At 72.7% G+C, this 18,773-nt stretch carries 17 protein-coding genes and 1 pseudogene; 9 read left to right on the top strand and 9 right to left on the bottom strand.

Annotated features, from left to right (window positions below; translation table 11 throughout):
* Window positions 1–17 precede the first annotated feature (17 nt).
* Window positions 18–644, bottom strand: coding sequence for an FMN-dependent NADH-azoreductase (locus MRQ36_RS01615; RefSeq protein ID WP_242791882.1), 627 nt, complete (start codon window positions 642–644; stop codon window positions 18–20).
* A gap of 110 nt (window positions 645–754) precedes the next feature.
* Between MRQ36_RS01615 and MRQ36_RS01610 the strand changes: the two genes are divergently transcribed.
* On the top strand, window positions 755–1,117 hold the full coding sequence (locus MRQ36_RS01610; RefSeq protein WP_242791880.1) for a hypothetical protein: 363 nt from the start codon (window positions 755–757) through the stop codon (window positions 1,115–1,117).
* Between the two features lie 292 nt (window positions 1,118–1,409).
* Here MRQ36_RS01610 and MRQ36_RS01605 read toward each other — a convergent pair whose 3' ends face one another.
* The 5 genes from MRQ36_RS01605 to MRQ36_RS01585 all read right to left on the bottom strand — a co-directional run bounded on the left by MRQ36_RS01605 (window position 1,410) and on the right by MRQ36_RS01585 (window position 8,315).
* Window positions 1,410–1,964, bottom strand: coding sequence for a hypothetical protein (locus tag MRQ36_RS01605; RefSeq protein WP_242791879.1), 555 nt, complete (start codon window positions 1,962–1,964; stop codon window positions 1,410–1,412).
* Between the two features lie 313 nt (window positions 1,965–2,277).
* The gene (locus MRQ36_RS01600; RefSeq protein ID WP_242791876.1) at window positions 2,278–5,118 is read right to left on the bottom strand and encodes a hypothetical protein; all 2,841 of its coding nucleotides are present in this window, start codon (window positions 5,116–5,118) and stop codon (window positions 2,278–2,280) included.
* A 39-nt stretch (window positions 5,119–5,157) separates the two neighbouring features.
* Window positions 5,158–6,438: an extracellular solute-binding protein gene (locus MRQ36_RS01595; RefSeq protein WP_242791875.1), complete on the bottom strand. Its 1,281-nt coding sequence runs from the start codon at window positions 6,436–6,438 to the stop codon at window positions 5,158–5,160.
* A gap of 60 nt (window positions 6,439–6,498) precedes the next feature.
* Window positions 6,499–7,416 carry a carbohydrate ABC transporter permease gene (locus MRQ36_RS01590; RefSeq protein WP_242791874.1) on the bottom strand — a complete coding sequence of 306 codons (918 nt, stop codon included), beginning with the start codon at window positions 7,414–7,416 and terminating at the stop codon, window positions 6,499–6,501.
* Complete coding sequence (locus MRQ36_RS01585) at window positions 7,413–8,315, bottom strand: carbohydrate ABC transporter permease (protein WP_242791873.1); 903 nt, start codon at window positions 8,313–8,315, stop codon at window positions 7,413–7,415. The genes MRQ36_RS01590 and MRQ36_RS01585 overlap by 4 nt, the downstream gene beginning before the upstream one ends.
* A gap of 140 nt (window positions 8,316–8,455) precedes the next feature.
* Between MRQ36_RS01585 and MRQ36_RS01580 the strand changes: the two genes are divergently transcribed.
* Window positions 8,456–9,613 (top strand): mandelate racemase/muconate lactonizing enzyme family protein, encoded by a 1,158-nt coding sequence (locus MRQ36_RS01580; protein ID WP_242791872.1) that lies wholly within the window; start codon window positions 8,456–8,458, stop codon window positions 9,611–9,613.
* Entirely contained in the window at window positions 9,610–10,494 is an 885-nt protein-coding gene (locus MRQ36_RS01575; protein ID WP_242791871.1) for a dihydrodipicolinate synthase family protein, read from the top strand. The genes MRQ36_RS01580 and MRQ36_RS01575 overlap by 4 nt, the downstream gene beginning before the upstream one ends.
* 45 nt (window positions 10,495–10,539) lie before the next feature.
* Here MRQ36_RS01575 and MRQ36_RS01570 read toward each other — a convergent pair whose 3' ends face one another.
* On the bottom strand, window positions 10,540–11,334 hold the full coding sequence (locus tag MRQ36_RS01570; protein WP_242791869.1) for an IclR family transcriptional regulator: 795 nt from the start codon (window positions 11,332–11,334) through the stop codon (window positions 10,540–10,542).
* A 93-nt stretch (window positions 11,335–11,427) separates the two neighbouring features.
* Between MRQ36_RS01570 and MRQ36_RS01565 the strand changes: the two genes are divergently transcribed.
* The 4 genes and pseudogenes from MRQ36_RS01565 (at window position 11,428) to MRQ36_RS33050 (ending at window position 13,627) form a co-directional block, all read left to right on the top strand.
* Window positions 11,428–12,150: an SDR family NAD(P)-dependent oxidoreductase gene (locus tag MRQ36_RS01565; protein ID WP_242791866.1), complete on the top strand. Its 723-nt coding sequence runs from the start codon at window positions 11,428–11,430 to the stop codon at window positions 12,148–12,150.
* Window positions 12,143–13,033, top strand: coding sequence for a sugar kinase (locus MRQ36_RS01560; protein ID WP_242791863.1), 891 nt, complete (start codon window positions 12,143–12,145; stop codon window positions 13,031–13,033). Before MRQ36_RS01565 ends, MRQ36_RS01560 begins: the two co-directional genes overlap by 8 nt.
* A gap of 35 nt (window positions 13,034–13,068) precedes the next feature.
* Window positions 13,069–13,347 (top strand): annotated as a pseudogene (locus MRQ36_RS33055) (2-dehydro-3-deoxyphosphogluconate aldolase); the annotation flags it as partial.
* Between the two features lie 52 nt (window positions 13,348–13,399).
* On the top strand, window positions 13,400–13,627 hold the full coding sequence (locus MRQ36_RS33050) for a hypothetical protein (protein ID WP_308194765.1): 228 nt from the start codon (window positions 13,400–13,402) through the stop codon (window positions 13,625–13,627).
* A gap of 40 nt (window positions 13,628–13,667) precedes the next feature.
* On the opposite strand, the gene MRQ36_RS01550 is transcribed toward MRQ36_RS33050, so the two are convergent.
* Window positions 13,668–14,546, bottom strand: a complete 879-nt coding sequence (locus MRQ36_RS01550; protein ID WP_242791857.1) for an SMP-30/gluconolactonase/LRE family protein — start codon at window positions 14,544–14,546, stop codon at window positions 13,668–13,670.
* A 298-nt stretch (window positions 14,547–14,844) separates the two neighbouring features.
* Here MRQ36_RS01550 and MRQ36_RS01545 point away from each other — a divergent pair, with 298 nt between their 5' ends.
* Both MRQ36_RS01545 and MRQ36_RS01540 read left to right on the top strand, forming a co-directional pair.
* Entirely contained in the window at window positions 14,845–16,038 is a 1,194-nt protein-coding gene (locus MRQ36_RS01545; protein ID WP_242791856.1) for a glycoside hydrolase family 16 protein, read from the top strand.
* Window positions 16,039–16,201: 163 nt separating this feature from the next.
* On the top strand, window positions 16,202–16,852 hold the full coding sequence (locus MRQ36_RS01540; RefSeq protein ID WP_242791854.1) for a hypothetical protein: 651 nt from the start codon (window positions 16,202–16,204) through the stop codon (window positions 16,850–16,852).
* A 46-nt stretch (window positions 16,853–16,898) separates the two neighbouring features.
* On the opposite strand, the gene ggt is transcribed toward MRQ36_RS01540, so the two are convergent.
* Window positions 16,899–18,716: a gamma-glutamyltransferase gene (ggt, locus tag MRQ36_RS01535; protein WP_242791851.1), complete on the bottom strand. Its 1,818-nt coding sequence runs from the start codon at window positions 18,714–18,716 to the stop codon at window positions 16,899–16,901.
* Window positions 18,717–18,773: the final 57 nt, after the last annotated feature.

The following is an 18,773-nucleotide window of genomic DNA, read 5'->3' as shown; positions in this document are numbered from 1 at the left end:
CCGGACGCCCGGGTGCGTCAGAACGTCTCGGCGACGTCGCGGGCCCGGGTGAGCGCGCGGGCGCGCGCGAGGTCCCGGTCGCCGGTGAGGGTCGGGTGGAAGCGGATCTCGGTGATGTCGGCCAGGCCGGTCCACCGGAGCCAGTCGGAGAAGTACGTGGACTGGAAGTCGGCGCCGAACTCCGGTCGTACCCCGGGCGCCCACACGGCGCTGGTGTAGATCACGGCGACCCGCGTGCCGCGGCCGGCGAGGAGGCCGTCGTAGCCCGTCGCCGCGTCGACGCCGAACACCCACCCGGGTTGGCTCACCACGTCGATGAACTGCTTGAGGACGTAGAGGACCGTGCCGTTCCACATGGGCACGCTGAACACCACCCGGTCGGCCGCGGCGAACCGGTCGAACACGCGGCGCGCCTCGGCCCAGGCCGCGCCCTCCGCGCCGGTGGGGGTTCCCCCGCCGAACACGGTCATCTTGGCGTTGGCCCCGACCCCGAACGCGGGGAGCGACCCGTCCCACAAATCCCAGTGCTCCATGGTCGCGTCGGGGTGGGCGGCCCGATAGGCGTCGGTGAACTGCCGCGCGATGGCGAGCGACTCGGAGTGCTCGCCCCTCGGTGACGCGGAGATGTGCAGAAGGCTCGTCATCGTCGATCTCCTCGATTAAGCGGACTGTGGTCCGCTTGTGGTCTCGACGGTACGAGGATGGCGCGACGTCGTCAACGTGATGCGGACCACGGTCCGCTTCTATCGCCGGCGTGGGCAGGCGGAGCTGGCCGAACGCCTGGCGCGGACGTTCCCCGGTGGCCGCCTCCCCGGCGGACTTCCCCGAGCCCTCCGGCGGCGCCGGCGGCCTCCCGGGAGCGGGCGGGCGGGTCGACCCGGCTCTGGTGTCGCTGCTGCGCGGCACCACCGGCACCTGGGCCGCGGCGGTGGTCAGCACCAGCGAGGCCGCGCTCGCCGGCCTGGTCGGGATGACCGTTGCCTGCGGGTCGGACGACGGCGGCGGCACCGACCCCGGCGAGGCAGCCACCCCTCCGGTGGCGCGCCCGTGGGCGCAGCGCCGTTCGACCCGTCGGCGCTACAGGGGTACGTGGACTGCCTGGCGCAGAACGGGGTGACGCTTGCTCCGCCCGGCGGCGCGCCGTCCGGCATGCCGGGTGGGACACCACCGTCCGGTGTGCCCGGTGGGACCCCGCCGTCCGGCGTGCCGGCGGACCGGGCGGCGGGAGCCCGCCCAAGCCGGCGGGCGTCGACGAGGCGACCTGGCAGGCGGCGCAGACCGCCTGCGCCGCGAAGCTGGCGGGTGTCGCGCCGCCGACCTGACCGGTGGACGGCCCCGCCCCCGGTGCGCGATCGGCACCGGGGGCGGGTTCGGCGCGGCGGGGCTGCCGTTGCGGTGCCCGACGGCCGTCAGAGCCCGTCCGGGCCCTGGCGGCGCAGGTCGTCCACCGCGGTCATGGCCTCACGCAGCTGGGTCAGCCAGTCGTCGGTGTGCCGGCCGACGAGCCGGACGCACCAGGCGAGGGCCTCCGAGCGGGAGCGGGCGACGCCCGCCTCCACCAACGTGTCGAGCACCTGGCGCTCGGGCTGGCGCAGCCGGGTCATCACCGGTGCGGCGAGGTGGGAGAAGAGCTGCTCGGCGGCGCCGCACCGGGCACCCCAGCTCACCTTGCGCCGGTAGCGGTGCTCGGCCTGCCGGGCGACCCGGATCCGGTCGTCGCGGGTGTCCTCCCGGAACTGGTGGATCCGCCCGGACTGGGCGGCGGTGCGGTCGGCGTCGGTGGCGTCGGCCGCCAGCTGGGGCTCGGGGAGACGCCCCCAGATGATGATCTCGTCTCGGTCGATGACGATCTGCGGCGGCTCCGAGAACCAGCCGTCCGGCACGGCCCCGGTGATCCAGCCGGTGGCGTCGTCGGCGGGGGGCGGGTCCTGGCGAGCCCCGTGCGGGGCGGTACGAGGGGACATGGCAACCTCCTGACGGTTCTGATTACATCATTACACCATTACTCGGTAAGTCGACCAGTTCCCGAGGACGGGCCGCTCATCGACCGGCCGGAGGCTTGGCCCGGTCGCGCCGGAGGACCCGTCCGACGACGCCCGACAGACAGGAGACAGCACCCGTGCGCGTGTTCCTCACCGGCGTCACCTCCGTCATGGGGAGCGTGCTCCGGGACCATCCTGGAAACGGAGACGTCCGGCGACCGTGTGACGGTCGCCGGACGTTCCTTCCTGCTCGTGCTGCGTGTGCGCGGTTCGAGCACCGCAACGGTGCTACCGGTCAGCCGGTGGCGGGACCGTCCTGGGAGATCACGTCGTCGCCGTCGTTCCCGTTGACCACGTCCGTGCCGGGGCCGCCGAAGAGCCGGTCGTCGCCGTCGTTGCCGTTGATGACGTCGTTGCCGGCGCCGCCGCAGATCACGTCGTCACCGTCGAGGCCGAGCAGGACGTCGTTCCCGCCGAGCCCGACGATGACGTCGGCCCCTGCGGTACCGCGCAGCAGGTCGTCGCCCTCCGTGCCGACCACGGTGGCCACCCGACCGTCGCAGCCGTGCACCACGGTGAAGCCGGCGTGCCGGGTGAAGTCGCCGTAGCCGTACCGGACCTCGATCCGGTCACCCGGCGCGGCGCCCAACGCCGCGAGGTCCAGCTCGCCGGTCAGGACGTCGGTGTTCTCCACCGCCTGGCGTACCGGCACGGTGCCCCGGTCGACGCCGTTGACCACCAGCCGCAGGTCCGCCGTGTCCAGCGCGGCGGGGTCCAGGTTGAGCGGCGCCTCCAGCGTCAGCGACACCGTCGTCCCGGCCGGTACCCGGGTGGCCGGGTGCCCGTGCAGGTCCCGGGCCCGCAGCGTGGTGTTCGCCGCCCCCAGCCAGGCCAGTGACTCGTTCCAGGCGGTGTTGAAGGTGACCCATCCCTCGGTCCAGCCGATGTTGCCGAGCTGCGGGTTGTACGGGTAGTGCTCGTTCTTCGGGCTGCCGTCGAGGACACCGCGTACGCCCTGGAGCTTGCCGTAGCCGCCCTGGAGTTCGGAGTACCAGCCCAGCTCGACGCCCTCGAAGCCCCACTGGCCGGTGGCCGCGCGGTAGGAGGCGTGCCGGCCGGTCGGGTTGCGGCCGAAGAGGTTGTCGACGTGCGCGGTGGCGATCTGGCGCAGTCGGTCCCTGGTCGGTCCGGTGCCGAGCAGCGTCGCGGCGGCGAGTGCGGGTGAGGCGAAGCCGGCCACGTTGCCGGTCTCGTTGGGGTCGGCCGCCGCGCCGCCGGTGAACGACGGGATCGTCCACCGGCTGTCGGAGTACCGGCGGAAGTCCCACATGTTGTCCGACCGCGCGATGGCCACGTCGGCCCACTTCTGGACGAAGGGCCGGATGCCGGCCGGTGCCTGGTCCGGGTACGTCAGGGCGAACCGGGCGAGTCCGGTGATCAGGTGGTACTCGCCCTGCCGCTGTCCCTTGGTGGTCTGCGGTGCGGCGACGTCGAGGTTGCCCACCAGCCAGGCGGCCTGGTCCCGGGCGGCGGTGAGGTAGCGGTCGGCGTCGGCGCGTCCCTCCCGCTTGGCCACCTCGTACATCATCAGGTTGGGCCAGACCGAGTGGCCGGGCGGGAACTCGCCCTTGCCGGTACCGACCTGGGTGTAGACCTGGAACAGGTTGGCCGTGTGCGGGGTGTAGTCGTGCCAGGCGAAGCGGTCCTTGGCGTCCTGGCCCCACAGCGGGAACAGGTAGTCCCTGGCCCGTTCGTAGACCGACCGGGGGATGTGGTCGGACAGGTACGGGTAGGCGTAGAGGAAGGCGGCCAGTTGCTCCTTGAAGAGGGTGTGGTTGACGCCCGCGTCGAGGTAGCTCTCCACCGCCCAGTGGATCAGGCGGATGATCTCCGGGGTGTCGGCGGGCAGGGTGACCGGCAGTCCCTCGTACACCGCGGTGGGGTCCTTGATCCGGTCGAACGCCGCCGGGTTGGACAGGTAGAGGTCGACCAGGGTGGACAGCTCGAAGGAGAACTGGTGGCCGTCCCGCCAGCCGACGGCCAGCTTGCAGTCCGGGTGGGTGCCACCGGGTACCCGCTGGCTGAACCGGCCGTAGTAGCAGCGCGCGTCGGTCATGAAGTTGACGGCACGTTCGTACGACACCCGCTCGGTCCAGCTGGCGCCGATGCCGAACGGTGCCGAGTCACCGGTGCCGGCCGCCCCGGCGACCCGGATGGTGAACGGGCCGGTGTCGGTGGGCCGGAAGCTGGTGAAGTCGCCGACCTGGCCGTTGACCGTACCGGTGAAGCGGGTCGCGCCGGAGGCGTCGGTGACGACGAAGGTGTCACCGGCGGCGGCCCGGGGTGCGGTGAACCGCTTCGGCCGGTCGACGTCGTAGCCGCTCTGGTTGACCAGGACCGGCTGGTCGACGTCCGGTGTCCCGGGCGGTGTCCACTGGCAACCGCCGGCCTGGGTGGGGTGGTCCGCCGGCACCTGGTCGAGTTCGTACACGGCGAGCGAGGCGAAGGACGCCTTCACGTGGTAAGCGCCGAGCGCCAGGGTGCCACCGGCGGCCGGTGCCGCCACGGAGGCCACCCGTTGCCCGTCGACCTCCACCACCGAGATGTCGTTGGCCCGGCGGATGACCAGTTCGTGCCACTGCCCAGTCTGGACCGGCGCGGGTCCCTTGCAGACCACCGTGGCGTTCGGGCGGGAGACCTGGATGCTGCCCGGACCGAGGATCTGCGCGGCCAGGTTCCGCTGGCTGACCACGAGCGGGTCACCCTGGAAGTCGGTCAGGAGGTTGAGGCTCGGGCCGGTCGAGGCGGCCTCGAAACGTACGCGGGTCCGTAGTTCGTACCGGTCCGGCAGGGTGAGCGCCGTGGTGGGCGTGATGTAGCGGCCGGATGTCTGGGTGCGGGCGTCGATGGTCAGGTAGTCGATCTCGGCGCTGGCCGGCTGCCACTCGGTGAGGCTGCCGGTGACCGCCCGCCAGTTGGTCGTGCCGGCGGCGAAGTCGTCGGCGAGGAGCTGTCGTCCGGGTACCGGCGGTTCGGCGGCCGCCGCGCCGGAGGAGCCCAGGCCCGGCACGGCGACACCCAGCAGCGCCGTGCCCAGCGCCGCGGCGACAAGCCGCCGTACGCTCGTTTGTCGCATCGTTCTCCTTCGGGGGTGAGGGGAGCGGGAGGGACCGGGCTACTTCTTGATCAGGTCCTGCATCGCGGCGGCGGCGGCGTCCAGTGCCGGCTTGGCCTTCTCCCGGCCGGAAAGCACCGCGCCGACGGCGTCGGTGAGCACCTTCTCGACCTGGGCGAAGTTCGGCAGCACCCAGAACGGGTCGGCGGAGGCGGTCCGGGTCACCTTCTCGGCGAAGTCCATCTGGTAGGTGTCGGAGGTGAACCACGGCGACTGGAGCGCCTTCGTGGCAGCCGGCGGCAGGCTGGTCCCCTCGAAGAACGTCTTCAGGCTCTCCGGGTCGGCGGTGAGGTATTCGGCGAACTGCCGTCCGGTCTCCGCGCCCTTGCCCTTGAACACCGCCACGCAGTGGCCGTGCGACATCGCCCGCGGCTTGTCCCCGGCGGCCAGTACCGGCCGGGAGACCGGGCGGGTGACCGCCGCGACCTCCTTGCCCTTCGGTGCGGCCAGCAGGAACTGCCGGGCCAGGGTGGCGTCGTCGTAGAGGGCGGCGTCGCCGCGGCCGAAGATGACCCGCGATTCGGTACGCGAGATGTCGCGCAGGATCAGGCCCTTGTCCAGCAGGCCCTTGTACCATTCCAGGGCCCGGACCCCGCCGTCGTCGTTGACCTGGACCCGCCCGTCGGCGTACACGGCCGAACCGAAGGTCCACATCCACGGGATCAGGTCCTTCAGCGCCGGGTCCTTGGTCGAGCCGAGGTAGGGCGCCTTGCCGGTGGCCTTCTTCAGCTCGGTGAGCAGGCTCTCGAACTCGGTCACCGTGGCCGGTACGTCCTTGACCCCGATCCGGTCCAGCCAGGTCTGGTTGACGAACATGCCGATCGCGCCGGAGTAGTGCGGCAGGGCGAGCTGCTGACCGTTCGCCTGCCCGATCAGCAGGGTGGACGGGGTGTAGTCGTTCTTCTTCGCCAGGTCGCCGAGGTCTTCGAGGACGCCGAGCGAGGCGAACGCGGTGAGCTGGTCGATCGGCATCTGCAGGGCCCCGAAGGTCTGCCCGTTGCGGGCCGCGAGCAGCATCGGCTCCAGGAAGCCGGTCCACGGGTAGACCACCGGGTCGATCTTCACGGCCGGCTGCTTCGACCGGTACGCGGCGAGCAGCTTCTCCCAGGCGGGCTTGTTGGCCTCCTCGGACATCGACCAGTTGTAGAAGTTGATCTCCTTGGCGGCCTTGTCGCCGGCGGCCGGTGCGGCACCCTTGGAGGCGCAGGCGGACAGGGCGGCGACACCGGCGCCGGCGCCGAGGGCGCGCAGCAGGGTACGGCGGCTGAGAGTGGCGCTCATCGGTTTCTCCTGAACGTGGGAAGGGGGATGTGGGTGGTGGGGAGGCGCGGCGTGCCCCGGTCAGCCCTTGACGGCGCCGGCGGCCAGGCCGGTGACCAGGAACCGCTGGAGCAGGATGAAGACGACGACCACCGGGGCGGAGACGATCAGGGACGCGGCCATCAGGTCGGGCCAGTTCGCCTGCGCCTCGGTGATGTAGGTGCGGACCAGTCCCGGGGGCAGGGTCTGGGTGTCGGGGCCGCCGAGGGTGAGGGCGAAGATGAAGTCGTTCCAGCCCCGGATGAAGGCGAACAGACCGGCGGCGACCAGGCCGGGTCCGGTGATAGGCAGGACGACCCGGTGGATGACGGTCCACTCGCCGGCACCGTCCATCTTGGCCGCCTCGATGACGTCGTCCGGGATGGCGTCGAAGAAGCCCTTCAGCACGAAGACGCAGAGCGGCAGCGTGAAGGTGGAGAACGACAGCACCAGCGCGGTGTACGTGTAGAGCAGGCCGAGGTTCTGGAACAGCACGTAGAGCGCGATCAGCAGCAGTGACGACGGGAAGAGCTGCGAGACGAAGACCATCGTCATCAGCGACCCGCGCCCGCGGTAGCGGAACTTGCTGAACGAGTACGCCATGTAGGTGGCGGCGGCCACCCCGAGCAGGGCGGTCACCCCGGCCACGATGAGGGAGTTGACCAGGTAGCGGACCAGCGTCGCGTCGGCGAAGAACGCGGCGAAGTGGGTCAGTGTGGGGCGGGCCGGGAAGAGCCGGAAGTCGCCGCCGATCGCGTCGGCGTCCGGGGTGAACGCGGTGACGGTCATCCAGTAGATCGGGAACAGCCCGAAGCCGAGCAGGAGGATCAGCAGGGCCCAGCCGAGGACCCCGGGACGCTCGGCGCCGACCCGGTCACGGATCCGGCGCCGGCGGGTGGGACGGCCGGGTGCGGCGCCGGCCGGTGGTGCGGGGCGGGGGGTGTCCAGGACGGTGCTCATGCGTTCTGACCTTCCACGCGACGGTCGAGCCATCGGTACACGGTGAACAGGGCGGCGAGCAGGACGAGTCCGCAGAACCCGAGCGCGGCGGCCCGGCCCAGGTCGAAGCCGCGGAACGCCTCGTCGTAGATCCGGATGGCGAGGGTGGAGGTCGCCTTGCCGGGGCCGCCGCCGGTGAGGACGTAGATGATGTCGAAGTGCTGGAAGTTGTAGATGATCTCCAGCATCCCGACGACGAGCATGACGCCCCGGACCTGGGGGAGCTTGACCCGCCAGGTCCGTTGCCAGCGGGTGGCACCGTCGATCTGGGCCGCCTCGAGCATCTCCAACGGCACGCTCTTGAGTGCCGCGAGGAGGGTGACCATGACCCAGGGGAAGGTGGTCCAGGTCTTGGCGACGATCACCGTCAGCATCGCGGTGGAGACGTCCCCGGTCCAGGAGTGGTCCGCCGGCAGCCCCAGACTGCCGAGAACCTGGTTGAGCAGTCCGTAGTTGCTGTTGAAGATCCAGGACCAGAGGAACGAGACGACCACCCCGGGGATGACCCAGGGCAGCAGCATCAGCCCGCGCAGCGCGTTCCGTCCGGGGATGCGCATGTCGAGCAGCAGGGCGAGGGCGAGCCCGACCACGAACGGGGTGAGGGTGGCCCCGGTCGTGAAGACCAGGGTGGTCCAGACGGTGTCGACGAACCCGCTGTCGAGCACCGCGGCGTAGTTGGCCCAACCGGCGAAGGTCCGTCCCGGCTGGACCAGGCTCTCGTTGGACAGGCTGGTCAGGAAGGACGCGATCAGCGGATACACCGACACCAGGCCCAGCAGGCCGAGGCCCGGCAGCAGGAGGAGTACCGCAACGACCCCATTGGACAGGGCCCGTGGGGAGCGGGGGACAGGGGAGGCCACGGGTTCACTCCTCTCGGGTTTGGCTTGCGCTGGCTGAAGGATCAGAACCACATCTTGCAATTCACTCTCGTACTGCGGAAGAGTAGGCGTGCCTGTTGCACACCGTCAACAGGCTGGAAACATCTATCCCGCGAGGCGCCATGAAGATCAGCCACGTACGCACGTACGTAGTCCGACAGGCCGCGGCGACCTATCTGGGGGACCGCCCCGAGCACGCCCTGTCCGGGTGGCCCGACTACCGGGTGCTCCCCCCGAGGAACACGCTCTACCCCCGTGACCTGGAGACCCTGATCGTCTCCGTGCACACCGACGACGGCCTGGTCGGCTGGGGGGAGGCGCTGACCCCGGTCGGCACCGAGGCGGTCGCCACCCTCGTCACGCAACTGCTCACCCCGGCCCTGCTCGGCGAGGACCCGGCCGGCGTCGCGGTGCTCCAGCACCGGCTGCGCCAGCTCATGCGGGTCCGTGGACACCTCAGCGGGCACCAGGCCGACGCGGTGGCCGCCGTCGACATCGCGCTGTGGGACCTGCGGGGCCGGGCCCTCGGCGTACCCGTCCACGAGCTGCTCGGCGGTGCCTTCCGCACGGTCGTCCCGTCGTACCGCTCGGGACTGACGGGCGGCACCGACGACGAGCGGGCCGCGGCGGCCACCCGGGCCGCCGCCGAGGAGGGCATGACCGCGGTCAAGCTGCACCTCGGCGCGGGGGTCGAGGCCGACCTGGCCACCTACGACGCGGTGGCCGCCGCCGTACCCGGGGTGCGGATCGCCCTCGACGCGCACTGGGCGTACCCGCTCTTCGACGCCCGCCGGTTGGCCCACGGCCTGGACGAACGGGGGGCCTGGTTCCTGGAGGCCCCGCTCGCCCCGGAGGACGTGGAGGGGCACCGCGAGTTGGCCCGCGCCGTCCGCACCCCGATCGCCGTGGGCGAGGCGCTGCGCAGCCGGTACGAGGCGGAGCACTGGTTGCGCCGCCGGGCCCTGCACATCTGCCAGCCCGACATCGGCCGCACCGGGATCACCGAGGGGATGGCGTTCGTGCAGCTCTGCGACGCCGCCCACGTGCCGGTGGCACCGCACCACTCGGTGGCCGGCTCGATCGCGCTCGCCGCCGCGCTGCACGTCTGCGCCGCGACGCCCGAGCTGGTGGCCATGGAGTACCAGCCGAACCCGTTCCCGGTCGGCAACCGGCTGCTGGCCGAACCGCTGCGCCACGGCCCGGACGGCTTCCCCGTGCCGCAGGGCCCCGGGCTCGGCATCGACATCGACCTCGACACCCTCGCGGAGGTGACCCGGTGACCTTCCCCGTGACCGGTCTCGTACCCATCCTCGCCACCCCGTTCGCCTCCGACGGCACCCTGGCCGTCGCCGACCTGCACCGGCTGCTGGAGTTCCAGCTCGCCTGCGGGGTGGACGGGATAGCGCTGTTCGGCTTCGCCAGCGAGACGTTCGCGCTCTCGGCCCGCGACCGGGAGCAGATCCTCGACGCCGTGGACGCCGTCGTCGGACGTGCCGTACCGGTGGTGGTCGGGGTCAACGCCACCGGCCTGCCGGCCGCCGTGGAGCAGGCCCGGCAGGCCGCCGAACACGGGGCGGCCGGGTTGATGGTGCTGCCGCCGTACATGGTCAAGCCGTCGCCGGCGCAGCTGGCCGACTTCTACGGGACGCTGGCCGCGCAGGTGCCGGTACCGGTGATGGTGCAGGACGCGCCGAACATGACCGGCGTGCAGATGCCGGTGCCGCTGCTGGCCGAGCTGGCCGCGCTGCCGGGGGTGGACGCGGTCAAGGTGGAGGCACCACCGACCGCCCCGAAGTGCGGTGCGGTCGGCCGGGCGGCCCCCGGGTTCGCCGTGTTCGGCGGGCAGAACGCGCTCTTCCTGCTCGAGGAGTACGCGCGCGGAGCGGTCGGCACCATGCCGGCCTGCGAGTTCCCCGACGCGCTGCGCCCGGTGCTCGACGACTGGGCCAAGGGGCTGCGCGACGACGCGTACCAGGGGTTCAACCGTCTGCTGCCGCTGATCCGGTACGGCCTCCAGCCGGGTCTGGCCTGGGCCATCCACAAGCACGTGCTGGTCCGCCGGGGGGTCATCGCGACGGCCACGGTGCGCGCTCCCGCCCAGCCGATCGACGAGGTGACGGTCGCCGAGTTGGACGCGATCCTGGCGGCGACCGGTCTGTGAGTCGTCGCTGCCCGGTGCCGGCCGACCGGCACCGGGCAGCGGACCTCAGGTGAGGGTGGTCAGTGCGGCCGGGGCGTGGTGACCGAGGCTGACGCTGACCGCGTCGGCGGCCTCGATGGCCGCGGAGGCGAGCTGCGACTCGCGCTGGGGCAGGTCGATGGCGGAGAGCGGTCCGGAGATGGACAGGGCCGCCACGATCTCCCCGGAGCCGTCCCGGATCGGGGCGGCGACACAGGCCCGGCCGAGCGCCAGCTCCTCCAGCTCGGTGGCGTATCCCCGGCCGGTGATCCGGTCCAGCTCCGCCTCGAGGGCGGCCGGGTCGGTGATGGTCCGGTGGGTGAACGCGGGCAGCGGGTCCGGCAGCAGGGACCGGCGGACCGCCGGGTCCAGGCCGCTGAGCAGGCTCTTGCCCAGCCCCGTGGCGTGCAGCGGATTGGTCTGCCCGACCAGGGTGAACGACCGGGGGGCGAGCGGCCCTTCGAAGTTGGCCACGTAGAAGACCCGGTCGCCGCGGCGGATCGCGACGTTGGCGCCGAGGCCGTGCTCGCGGGCCAGGTTCTGCACGATCTGGCGGGTGGCCCGGTGCACCGGCATCTGGTTGACCGCGATCCCGCCGAGGGTGACCGTCTTGGCGCCGAGCCGGTAGAGGTTGGACATCGGGTCCCGCTCCACGAACTCCAGCGACTCCAGGGTCGCCAACAACCGCGAGGTGGTCGACAGGCCCAGCCCGGTCGCCTTGGCCACGTCGGTGACCCGCAGCTCGGGGCGCCCGTGGGTGAAGGCGTCGAGCACCGCGGCGGCGCGGAGCACGCTCTGGTTGGAGGCGTTATCGGAAACCACGTGCACCCCTTGAAAGTGAGTTGCCGGCTATGACACTCTAGCCGCTGTTGCCGTTCCCGTCACGAGCCGGCACACCGACCGTTGAGGAGCAGAATGCCCGAGCACCGTGGTGCGCTGGTCGTCGGCGCGTCATCCCCACTGGGCCGCGCCGTCCAGGCCCAGCTCACCGCGACGGGCCACACCGTCACCGGCGCCAGCCTGGCTGCCGCCGCCGGCCATGACGACGTGGTCGGCGACTGCGCCACCCCGGCCGGGGCGCGGCGGGCGGTCGCTGCCGCACTCGCCGCCGCCGGTGGGCTCGACGTGCTGATCCTGGCCGCCGCCGTGATGCCGGTCGCCCCGATCACCGAGACCAGTGACGACGCGTGGCAGGCCGCCCTGGACGCTACCCTCGGCACCGCCTTCCAGGTCACCCGGGCCGCCCTGCCCCACCTGCGACCGGGCGCCGCCGTGGTCGCCGTCTCCAGCGTCAACGGCACCCTGGCCGCACCCGGCGTCCCGGCGTACGCCGCCGCCAAGGCGGGGCTGGAAGGGTTGGTCCGCCAACTCGCCCTGGAGTACGGGCCGCGCGGGATACGGGTCAACGCGGTCGCGCCCGGCATGATCGCCCCGGCCGCGGTGCCGGATGCCGCAGCCGGCTATCCGCTCGGCCGGATCGGGACCCCGGAGGAGATCGCCTCGGTGGTCTGCTTCCTCGCCTCACCGGCCGCCTCGTTCGTCACCGGCACGGTCCTGCCCGTCGACGGCGGGCTCTCCATCGCCTCGCCGGCCGCCTTCCTCCGCGCCGACCTGCGCCGACGGTTCCTCGATGACTGACGCGTACTGCATCGGCGAGACCATGGCCCTGGTCGCCCCGCAGCCGCCGGCCCGGCTGCACCACGGGGGACCGGCCCACCTCGACGTCGCCGGCGCGGAGTCGAACGTGGCGATCGGCCTGGCCCAGCTCGGCGTGCGCGTCGCCTGGCGGGGTCGGGTCGGCGCCGACCCGCTCGGGCGGCTCGTGCTCGACCGCATCGCCGCCGCCGGGGTGGACATCGGCGGCGCGGAGACCGACCCCGACCATCCCACCGGCGTCCTCTTCAAGGACCCCGCGCCGGACGGTACCGCCGTGCACTACCTGCGCCGTGGCTCGGCCGGGGCCCGACTGCACCGGGGCATGCTGCCGCCGGCCGCGCGGCTGGTGCACCTGACCGGGGTCACCCCGGCGCTGTCCCCGGCCGCCCGGGACCTGGTCCGGCACACCCTGGCCGACCGACCGGTCCGCGGCGCGCTGGTCAGCTTCGACGTCAACCACCGCCCGGCACTCTGGTCCGGTCCGGACGAGGCGGCCACCGTCCTGGCCGAGCTGGCCGACCGGGCCGACGTCGTCTTCGTCGGCCTCGACGAGGCCAACCGCCTCTGGGGCTGCACCGACCCGGCGCAGGTGCGGGCCGTGCTGCCCGGCGCGGGCGCGGTGGTGGTCAAGGACGGTGCGGTCGGCGCCACCGAGGGGGACACCTTCGTGCCGACCGTCCCGGTGCCGGTGCTCGAACCGGTCGGCGCCGGAGACGCGTTCGCCGCCGGCTACCTGGCCGCGCTGCTGCGCGGGGCCGACGTGCCGGCCCGGCTGCGACTCGGCCACCGGGTCGCCGCCGCCGTGCTCGGCACCACCGGCGACACCGTCCAGCTCCCCGCCGACCTCCAGGAGGCCCGACCGTGACGACGCTCGACGAACTCTTCGGCGGTGCGCGGGTGATGGCCATCCTGCGGGGCTACGACCCGGACCGCACCGTGGCCCTGGCCACCGCGGCCTGGGACCTCGGAGTGACCGCCCTGGAGGTGCCGATCGGTGAACCGGCGCAGGTGCCCGCCCTCGCGGCGGCCGTGGCCGCCGGCGCCCGCCGCAACCTGACGGTCGGGGCCGGCACCGTGGTCACACCGGAACAGGTCACTGCGGCGGCCGCCGCCGGAGCGGCGTACACCGTGGCTCCCGGCTTCGACCCGGAGGTGCTGGCCGCCAGCCTGCACGCCGGCCTGCCGCACCTGCCCGGGGTGGCCACCCCGACGGAGGCGCAGCGGGCGCGGCGTGCCGGGTGCCACTGCGAAGGCCTTTCCCGCCTCGGCCCTCGGTCCGGAGTGGATCGCCGGCCTGCTCGGCCCCTTTCCCCGGCTGCGGATCGTCGCCACCGGCGGGGTGCGACCGGCCGACGCGCCGGACTACCTGGCGGCAGGGGCGGCGATGGTCGCGCTCGGCGCCGCGCTGGCCGACCCGGCGGCGCTGCCGGCCCTGCGACCGTTGCTCTCGTCGACCTGAGCGACCGGCCTCGTCCACCCGGTGCGCTGCCGACGCTGCGCTACCGGGCCGGCGGTCGTCCACGCCACGGGTAGGCCGCCGGTCCGCCGACCCCGACATCGACCGCGAAGATCCGTCCGGCGTCCGGTTGCGCGACCCGTTGGGTCGCGTCCAGACCGTGGTACGCGGTGGTGACCAGCAGGGTGGAGCCGGCGAAGGCCACCGCGGTGGGGCGGGCCACCGGTAGCCGTACCTCGGTGAGCAACCGGCCGTCCGGCGCGTACCGGTGCACGGTCCAGCCGTCCCAGACGGCGACCCAGATGCAGCCCTCGTCGTCGATCGCCAGCCCGTCCGGGTTGCCGCCGGACACCGGCGCCACCGTCCGGCGGTGCCCGAGACTGCCGTCCGGGCGTACCTCGAACGAGTCCAGGCAGCGGGCCGGCAGGGTGTCGATGTAGTACATGGTGGTGCCGTCGGCGGTGAAGCCGATGCCGTTGGAGACCGTCACGCCGGTCAGCGCGACATGGATCGACCCGTCGGTGTCGAGGCGGTGGAGCCGGGCCACCGGTCGGCGCAGCCGGCTCTGCGAGCCGCAGTGGAACCGCCCGGCGGGGTCGCAGGCGCCGTCGTTCAACTGCCCGTGGTCGGCGGCGAGGTCGGTGTGCAGCACCGTGCGGGTGCCGTCCTCGGCGAGGTGGACGACGTCGTCGGCGACCGCCACCAGCCAGCCCGCACCGGGTGCGGCGAGGGGCGCTACGGCGCCCACCGGCGCACCCAGGTCGTACGTGCCGACCGGCCGCAGCGTGCCGCCGGAGAGGCGGCTGCGGTGCACGGCGTGCCCGGCGATGTCCACGAAGATCAGCTCGCCGGTCCGGGGGTCGAGCCGTGGCCCCTCACCCTGCTCATAGGTGTGCAGCGAGACGGGGTCGGCGCTCAGCATGTGCAAGAGCATTGCACGGAAGCCGCTGCGGGGAAAGCTGCCCGACAATCAGGCCCGCCTGAGAGCCGGACGGTGGTCGATGCCGGGGCGTGTGACCTGCGCGCCTGTTCGCGATTGACCACTTGCAATATGTGAGATAACTTACCGCCAGCAGCAAGCGACTTCTGTGTTCGGCATCGACGGTCAGTTTTTCTGGAAGAGGGTCGACCCTCCCCGGCCCCCGGCTGGTCGCCCCCGTCGGGTGCTCAACGGTCGCCGCGCCACCTGCGTACCTCACCCCCGCAGAGGAGGCACCACCGTGCGATTCCCCCACCACCACCGCCGGCTGCTCGCCGGCGCCGTCCTGCTCGGCACCGGGCTCAGCCTGCTCACCGCCGTCGCCGCCCCGCCGGCACCGGCCGTGGCGAGCCCGCCGAGCAGTGCGTATACGCTGGTGTTCAGCGACGAGTTCGACGGCACCGCCCTCGACACCACGAAGTGGCACTACCGCACCGACGTCAAGGCCAACAGCGCCCAACGACCGGAGAACGTCAGCGTGTCGGGCGGCTACCTGAACGTCCACCACCGCAAGGAGAGCTACGCCGGCAAGAGCTACACCGCCGGCGGCGTGGTCAGCAAGCAACGGTTCCGGTACGGCTACTACGAGTCCCGGCTGCGGGTAACCGACGGTGCCGGTTGGCACGGCTCCTTCTGGCTCCAGGCCGGCGACGGCACCACCACCTACCCGGCCGAACAGCGCACCGAGATCGACATCTTCGAGAACGACTCGGTCAACCCGACGTACACCGCGCAGAACGTGCACCTCTGGGCCGGCTCGGGGGCGAAGGCCGCGTCGAGCAAGACCGGCAGCTACGGCCCCAGCGGCTTCGACGTGCGGCAGTGGCACACGTACGGCGTCGACTGGTCGGAGACGTCGGTCAAGTTCTACGTCGACGGGCAACTCACCCGCACCACGTCCTACCTGCCGAGCGAGGACACCCACGACTACGTGGCGATGTGGCTCACCAGCATCGGCTACGGCGCGCTGCCCGACGACTCGAAGCTGCCGTCGGCCACCCAGTTCGACTGGGTGCACTACTGGTTGAAGGACGCCTACGTCGACAACGACGGTCCGGCCTCCTACGGCTACACCGAGTCCGGCCCGTGGCTCGACTCGTCGCTGTCCGGCTGGACGGTCGGTTCCACCACCCGGTACGCCGGCTGCTCGGTCGCCGGGGCCGCCGCGACCTGGCGGCCGACCCTGCGCGCCGCGGGCACGTACGAGGTCTTCTACCGCAACGTGGTCAGCTCGAACGGTGACCCGGCCGCCCGACTGACCGTGACGCACAGTGCGGGCAGCACGCCCACCACGGTCAACGGCCGGTCCGGCGGCACCGGTTGGGTCTCCCTCGGCCAGTACGGCTTCGCCGCCGGGACCGCGGGCCATGTCACGCTGACCGGCAGCGGCGGCGGCTGCGCCCGAGCCGACGCGGTCAAGTTCGTGCGGCGGTGACCCAGAGCGGGTAGTGGCGGCAACCGGCGAGACGCCCTGGGGTTCTCCACCCGGGCGTCTCGCCGACCACGTCGCGCGGTGCTCCGATCGGGGTGAATGGCGTGGCTGATCGTTCAATGGTTCTCGCCGTCCCGGCGGCCCGCCTCTTCGCTAGCCTCACGCCATGGTCTTCTCCCGGTGGCGCGAGCCGAACGCCCCCACGGCGATGCTCGCCGCCGCCGCCGCGCGCGGGTGGCAGCAGGTGGCACCGCCGACCCTGGTCGGGCTCCAGCCGCCGGTCCTGGCCCGGGCCGACGTGGAAGAGCTGAGCGGCCGGCGACCGACACCGTGCGAGTACTGGGCCGCGGCCTCACCCGACGGGATGCTCGCCTCCCACCTGTCCGTCTTCCACGACGAGTACGACACGGCGTCCTTCGACATGGTGGCCTGGGACGCTCCGGCGACCGTCGTGCCGCTGCCCCACGCCGAGCTCTCGCTGCACCGGCACGGCCGGCAGCACCACCGCCTCAGCGACAGGTTCCGGCCCCACGGCTCGACGACCGTCGCGGTGCCGGTCGCCGGTCTCCGCCTCACCGTGCGGCGGGACTGCGCCGCGCCCGCCGTCACCGCTCTCGCGCACCATCCGGCGCTCGGCGCGCTGGTCGCCCTGCTCGACCAGGACCGGGGCGGCGCCCGCCTGGACACCCTCGACGGTCGCTGTGCCCTCTGGCGGCTGACCGCCGGCCCCCGCCGCGGTGCCAACCGATGGCAGGCGCTCCTCGACGCGTCCCTGGTGGCTCGACAGATCCTCGCCGACAGCAGCGCCGCCCGCTGATGACGGGCGGTCTGCCGCCGGACCGCCCCGCGTCGGGAACGCCAGCTCAGTGACGTGGCCGGGAGACGACGGCCGCCGCCCCGCCGCCGCGGCGTTCCGGCTCGGCGACGGCCACCATCCGACCGTCCCGCAGAAACTCGATGCCGGTGGCGGCGCCGATCTCCGTCGTGGACGCGAGGACGTGACCCGGCGGGAGGCCGTCGGCGTACGCGGCGATGAAGGCAGGCTCGGCCTGCGTCGTGGTGCCGTTGCGTTGGGACGCACGCGGCGCGGCCAGCGCCTGCGGCAGCGTCATGCCGAGGTCGATGCGGTTGACCAGTGTCTGCAGGACGGTGGTGATGATCGTCGCCCCGCCCGGCGAGCCGACGGCCAGGAACGGCCGTCCGCCGGCCAGCACGATCGTGGGAGCCATGGAGCTGCGCGGCCGTTTGCCCGGCGCCGGCAGGTTCGGGTCCGGCGCCGTCCCCTGCGTCGGGCTGAAGTTGAAGTCGGTCAGCTCGTTGTTGAGCAGGAAACCCCGTCCGGGTACGACCATCGCGCTGCCACCGGTCGCCTCGATGGTCAGCGTGTACTCCACGACGTTGCCCCAGCGGTCGGCGACGGTCAGGTTCGTGGTGCCCGTGCGGTCGTCCCGGGTGTCGGCGCGCGCCGCCGCCTGGCATCCGCCGTAGCTGCCGTCCGGTACACCTGGCGCGACCGGCTTGGGCAGCGCCGCCGCCGGGTCGATCCGGCACGCCCGCTCGGCGGCGTACGCGTCGCTGAGCAGTTCGCGGAGCGTCGGGCGGGGGGTGCCGTCGCCGACGTAGCGGTTCCGGTCGGCGAACGCCAGCGCGCTGGCCTCCAGGTAGTGGTGCAGCGCCTGGGGCGCGGTCATCGACCGCAGGTCGAACCGTTCGAGGATGTCGAGGGCTTCCCCGACCGCGGTGCCGCCGCTGGACGGGGTGGCCATGCCGTACACCTCGAGGCCGCGGTAGTCCGAGCGGGTGGGCGCCGGGGAGCGGGTGCGGTAGGAGGCGAGGTCCGCGGCGGTCATCGCGGCCGGACGGATCGGATACGGCCACGACGTGGTCGGCTGCGCGGCCAGCGGTGGGCTCTGCACGGTGGCGAGCACGTCCCGGCCGATCCGACCCCGGTAGAACACGTCGGTGCCCCGCTGGGCGATGAGGCGGTAGGTCGCGGCGAGGTCGGGGTTGCGCAGGGTCGCGCCGACCGCCGGTGGGTGGCCGCCTGGCAGGTACAGCGCGCTGGTGGAGCTGAACTGGGCGAAGGCGGCCTGGTTCGCGGCGACCTGACCGGCGAATGTCTCATCGACGGTGAAGCCCGTTCGCGCGACCTGTTCGGCGGGTCGTAGCGTCTGCGCCAGCGAGCGGGTTCCCCACCGGTCGAGCGCGTCCCGCCAGGTGAGCAGGGTGCCGGGGACGCCGACCGACAGTCCGCTGATGCGGGCCTCGTCGAAGGCGTACGGCTGCCCGGTGGCCGGGTCGATGAAGAGGGTTTCGGTCGTCGACGCCGGCGCGGTCTCGCGGCCGTCGATGGTGTGCACCTTTTTGGTGCGGGCGTCGTAGTAGACGAGGAAACCACCGCCCCCGATGCCGGCCGAGAAGGGTTCGGTGACGCCGAGCGTCGCGGCCGCGGCGACCGCGGCGTCGACCGCGTTGCCGCCGCGCTTCAGCACGTCGAGCCCGACCGCGGTGGCAGTGGCGTCCACCGTGGAGATCGCGCCTCCGTACCCGACGGCGGTGGGTGTCTTCGCCGGTTCGACCGGTTTCGCCTGGGCGGGGGCGGAGACGCCGACCGCTCCGACCGTCGCCAGAACCATCGTCGCGGCAGTGAGGGCCGGAGGTCTCATACGGTCTCCTCGCATCGAACTCGATAACTGAACTCTTCTTACCCGGCCGGCTCGTGGTCGGCAACCGGACCA

The organism is Micromonospora sp. R77, assembly GCF_022747945.1.
In the GTDB taxonomy this organism is placed as follows: Bacteria; Actinomycetota; Actinomycetes; order Mycobacteriales; family Micromonosporaceae; genus Micromonospora.
The sequence above is the reverse complement of the archived record's forward strand: the minus strand, read 5'-3'. Positions and strand labels throughout refer to the sequence as shown.

Excerpts from the sequence above, each read along its gene's own strand:
- MRQ36_RS01565 (WP_242791866.1), top strand. The coding sequence starts at position 11,428 with ATGCCCGAGCACCGTGGTGCGCTGGTCGTCGGCGCGTCATCCCCACTG.
- MRQ36_RS01580 (WP_242791872.1), top strand. The coding sequence starts at position 8,456 with ATGAAGATCAGCCACGTACGCACGTACGTAGTCCGACAGGCCGCGGCG.
- MRQ36_RS01590 (WP_242791874.1), bottom strand. The coding sequence starts at position 7,416 with ATGAGCACCGTCCTGGACACCCCCCGCCCCGCACCACCGGCCGGCGCC.
- ggt (WP_242791851.1), bottom strand. The coding sequence starts at position 18,716 with ATGCGAGGAGACCGTATGAGACCTCCGGCCCTCACTGCCGCGACGATG.
- MRQ36_RS01600 (WP_242791876.1), bottom strand. The coding sequence starts at position 5,118 with ATGCGACAAACGAGCGTACGGCGGCTTGTCGCCGCGGCGCTGGGCACG.
- MRQ36_RS01605 (WP_242791879.1), bottom strand. The coding sequence starts at position 1,964 with ATGTCCCCTCGTACCGCCCCGCACGGGGCTCGCCAGGACCCGCCCCCC.
- MRQ36_RS01595 (WP_242791875.1), bottom strand. The coding sequence starts at position 6,438 with ATGAGCGCCACTCTCAGCCGCCGTACCCTGCTGCGCGCCCTCGGCGCC.
- MRQ36_RS01615 (WP_242791882.1), bottom strand. The coding sequence starts at position 644 with ATGACGAGCCTTCTGCACATCTCCGCGTCACCGAGGGGCGAGCACTCC.
- MRQ36_RS01540 (WP_242791854.1), top strand. The coding sequence starts at position 16,202 with ATGGTCTTCTCCCGGTGGCGCGAGCCGAACGCCCCCACGGCGATGCTC.
- MRQ36_RS01550 (WP_242791857.1), bottom strand. The coding sequence starts at position 14,546 with ATGCTGAGCGCCGACCCCGTCTCGCTGCACACCTATGAGCAGGGTGAG.
- MRQ36_RS01560 (WP_242791863.1), top strand. The coding sequence starts at position 12,143 with ATGACTGACGCGTACTGCATCGGCGAGACCATGGCCCTGGTCGCCCCG.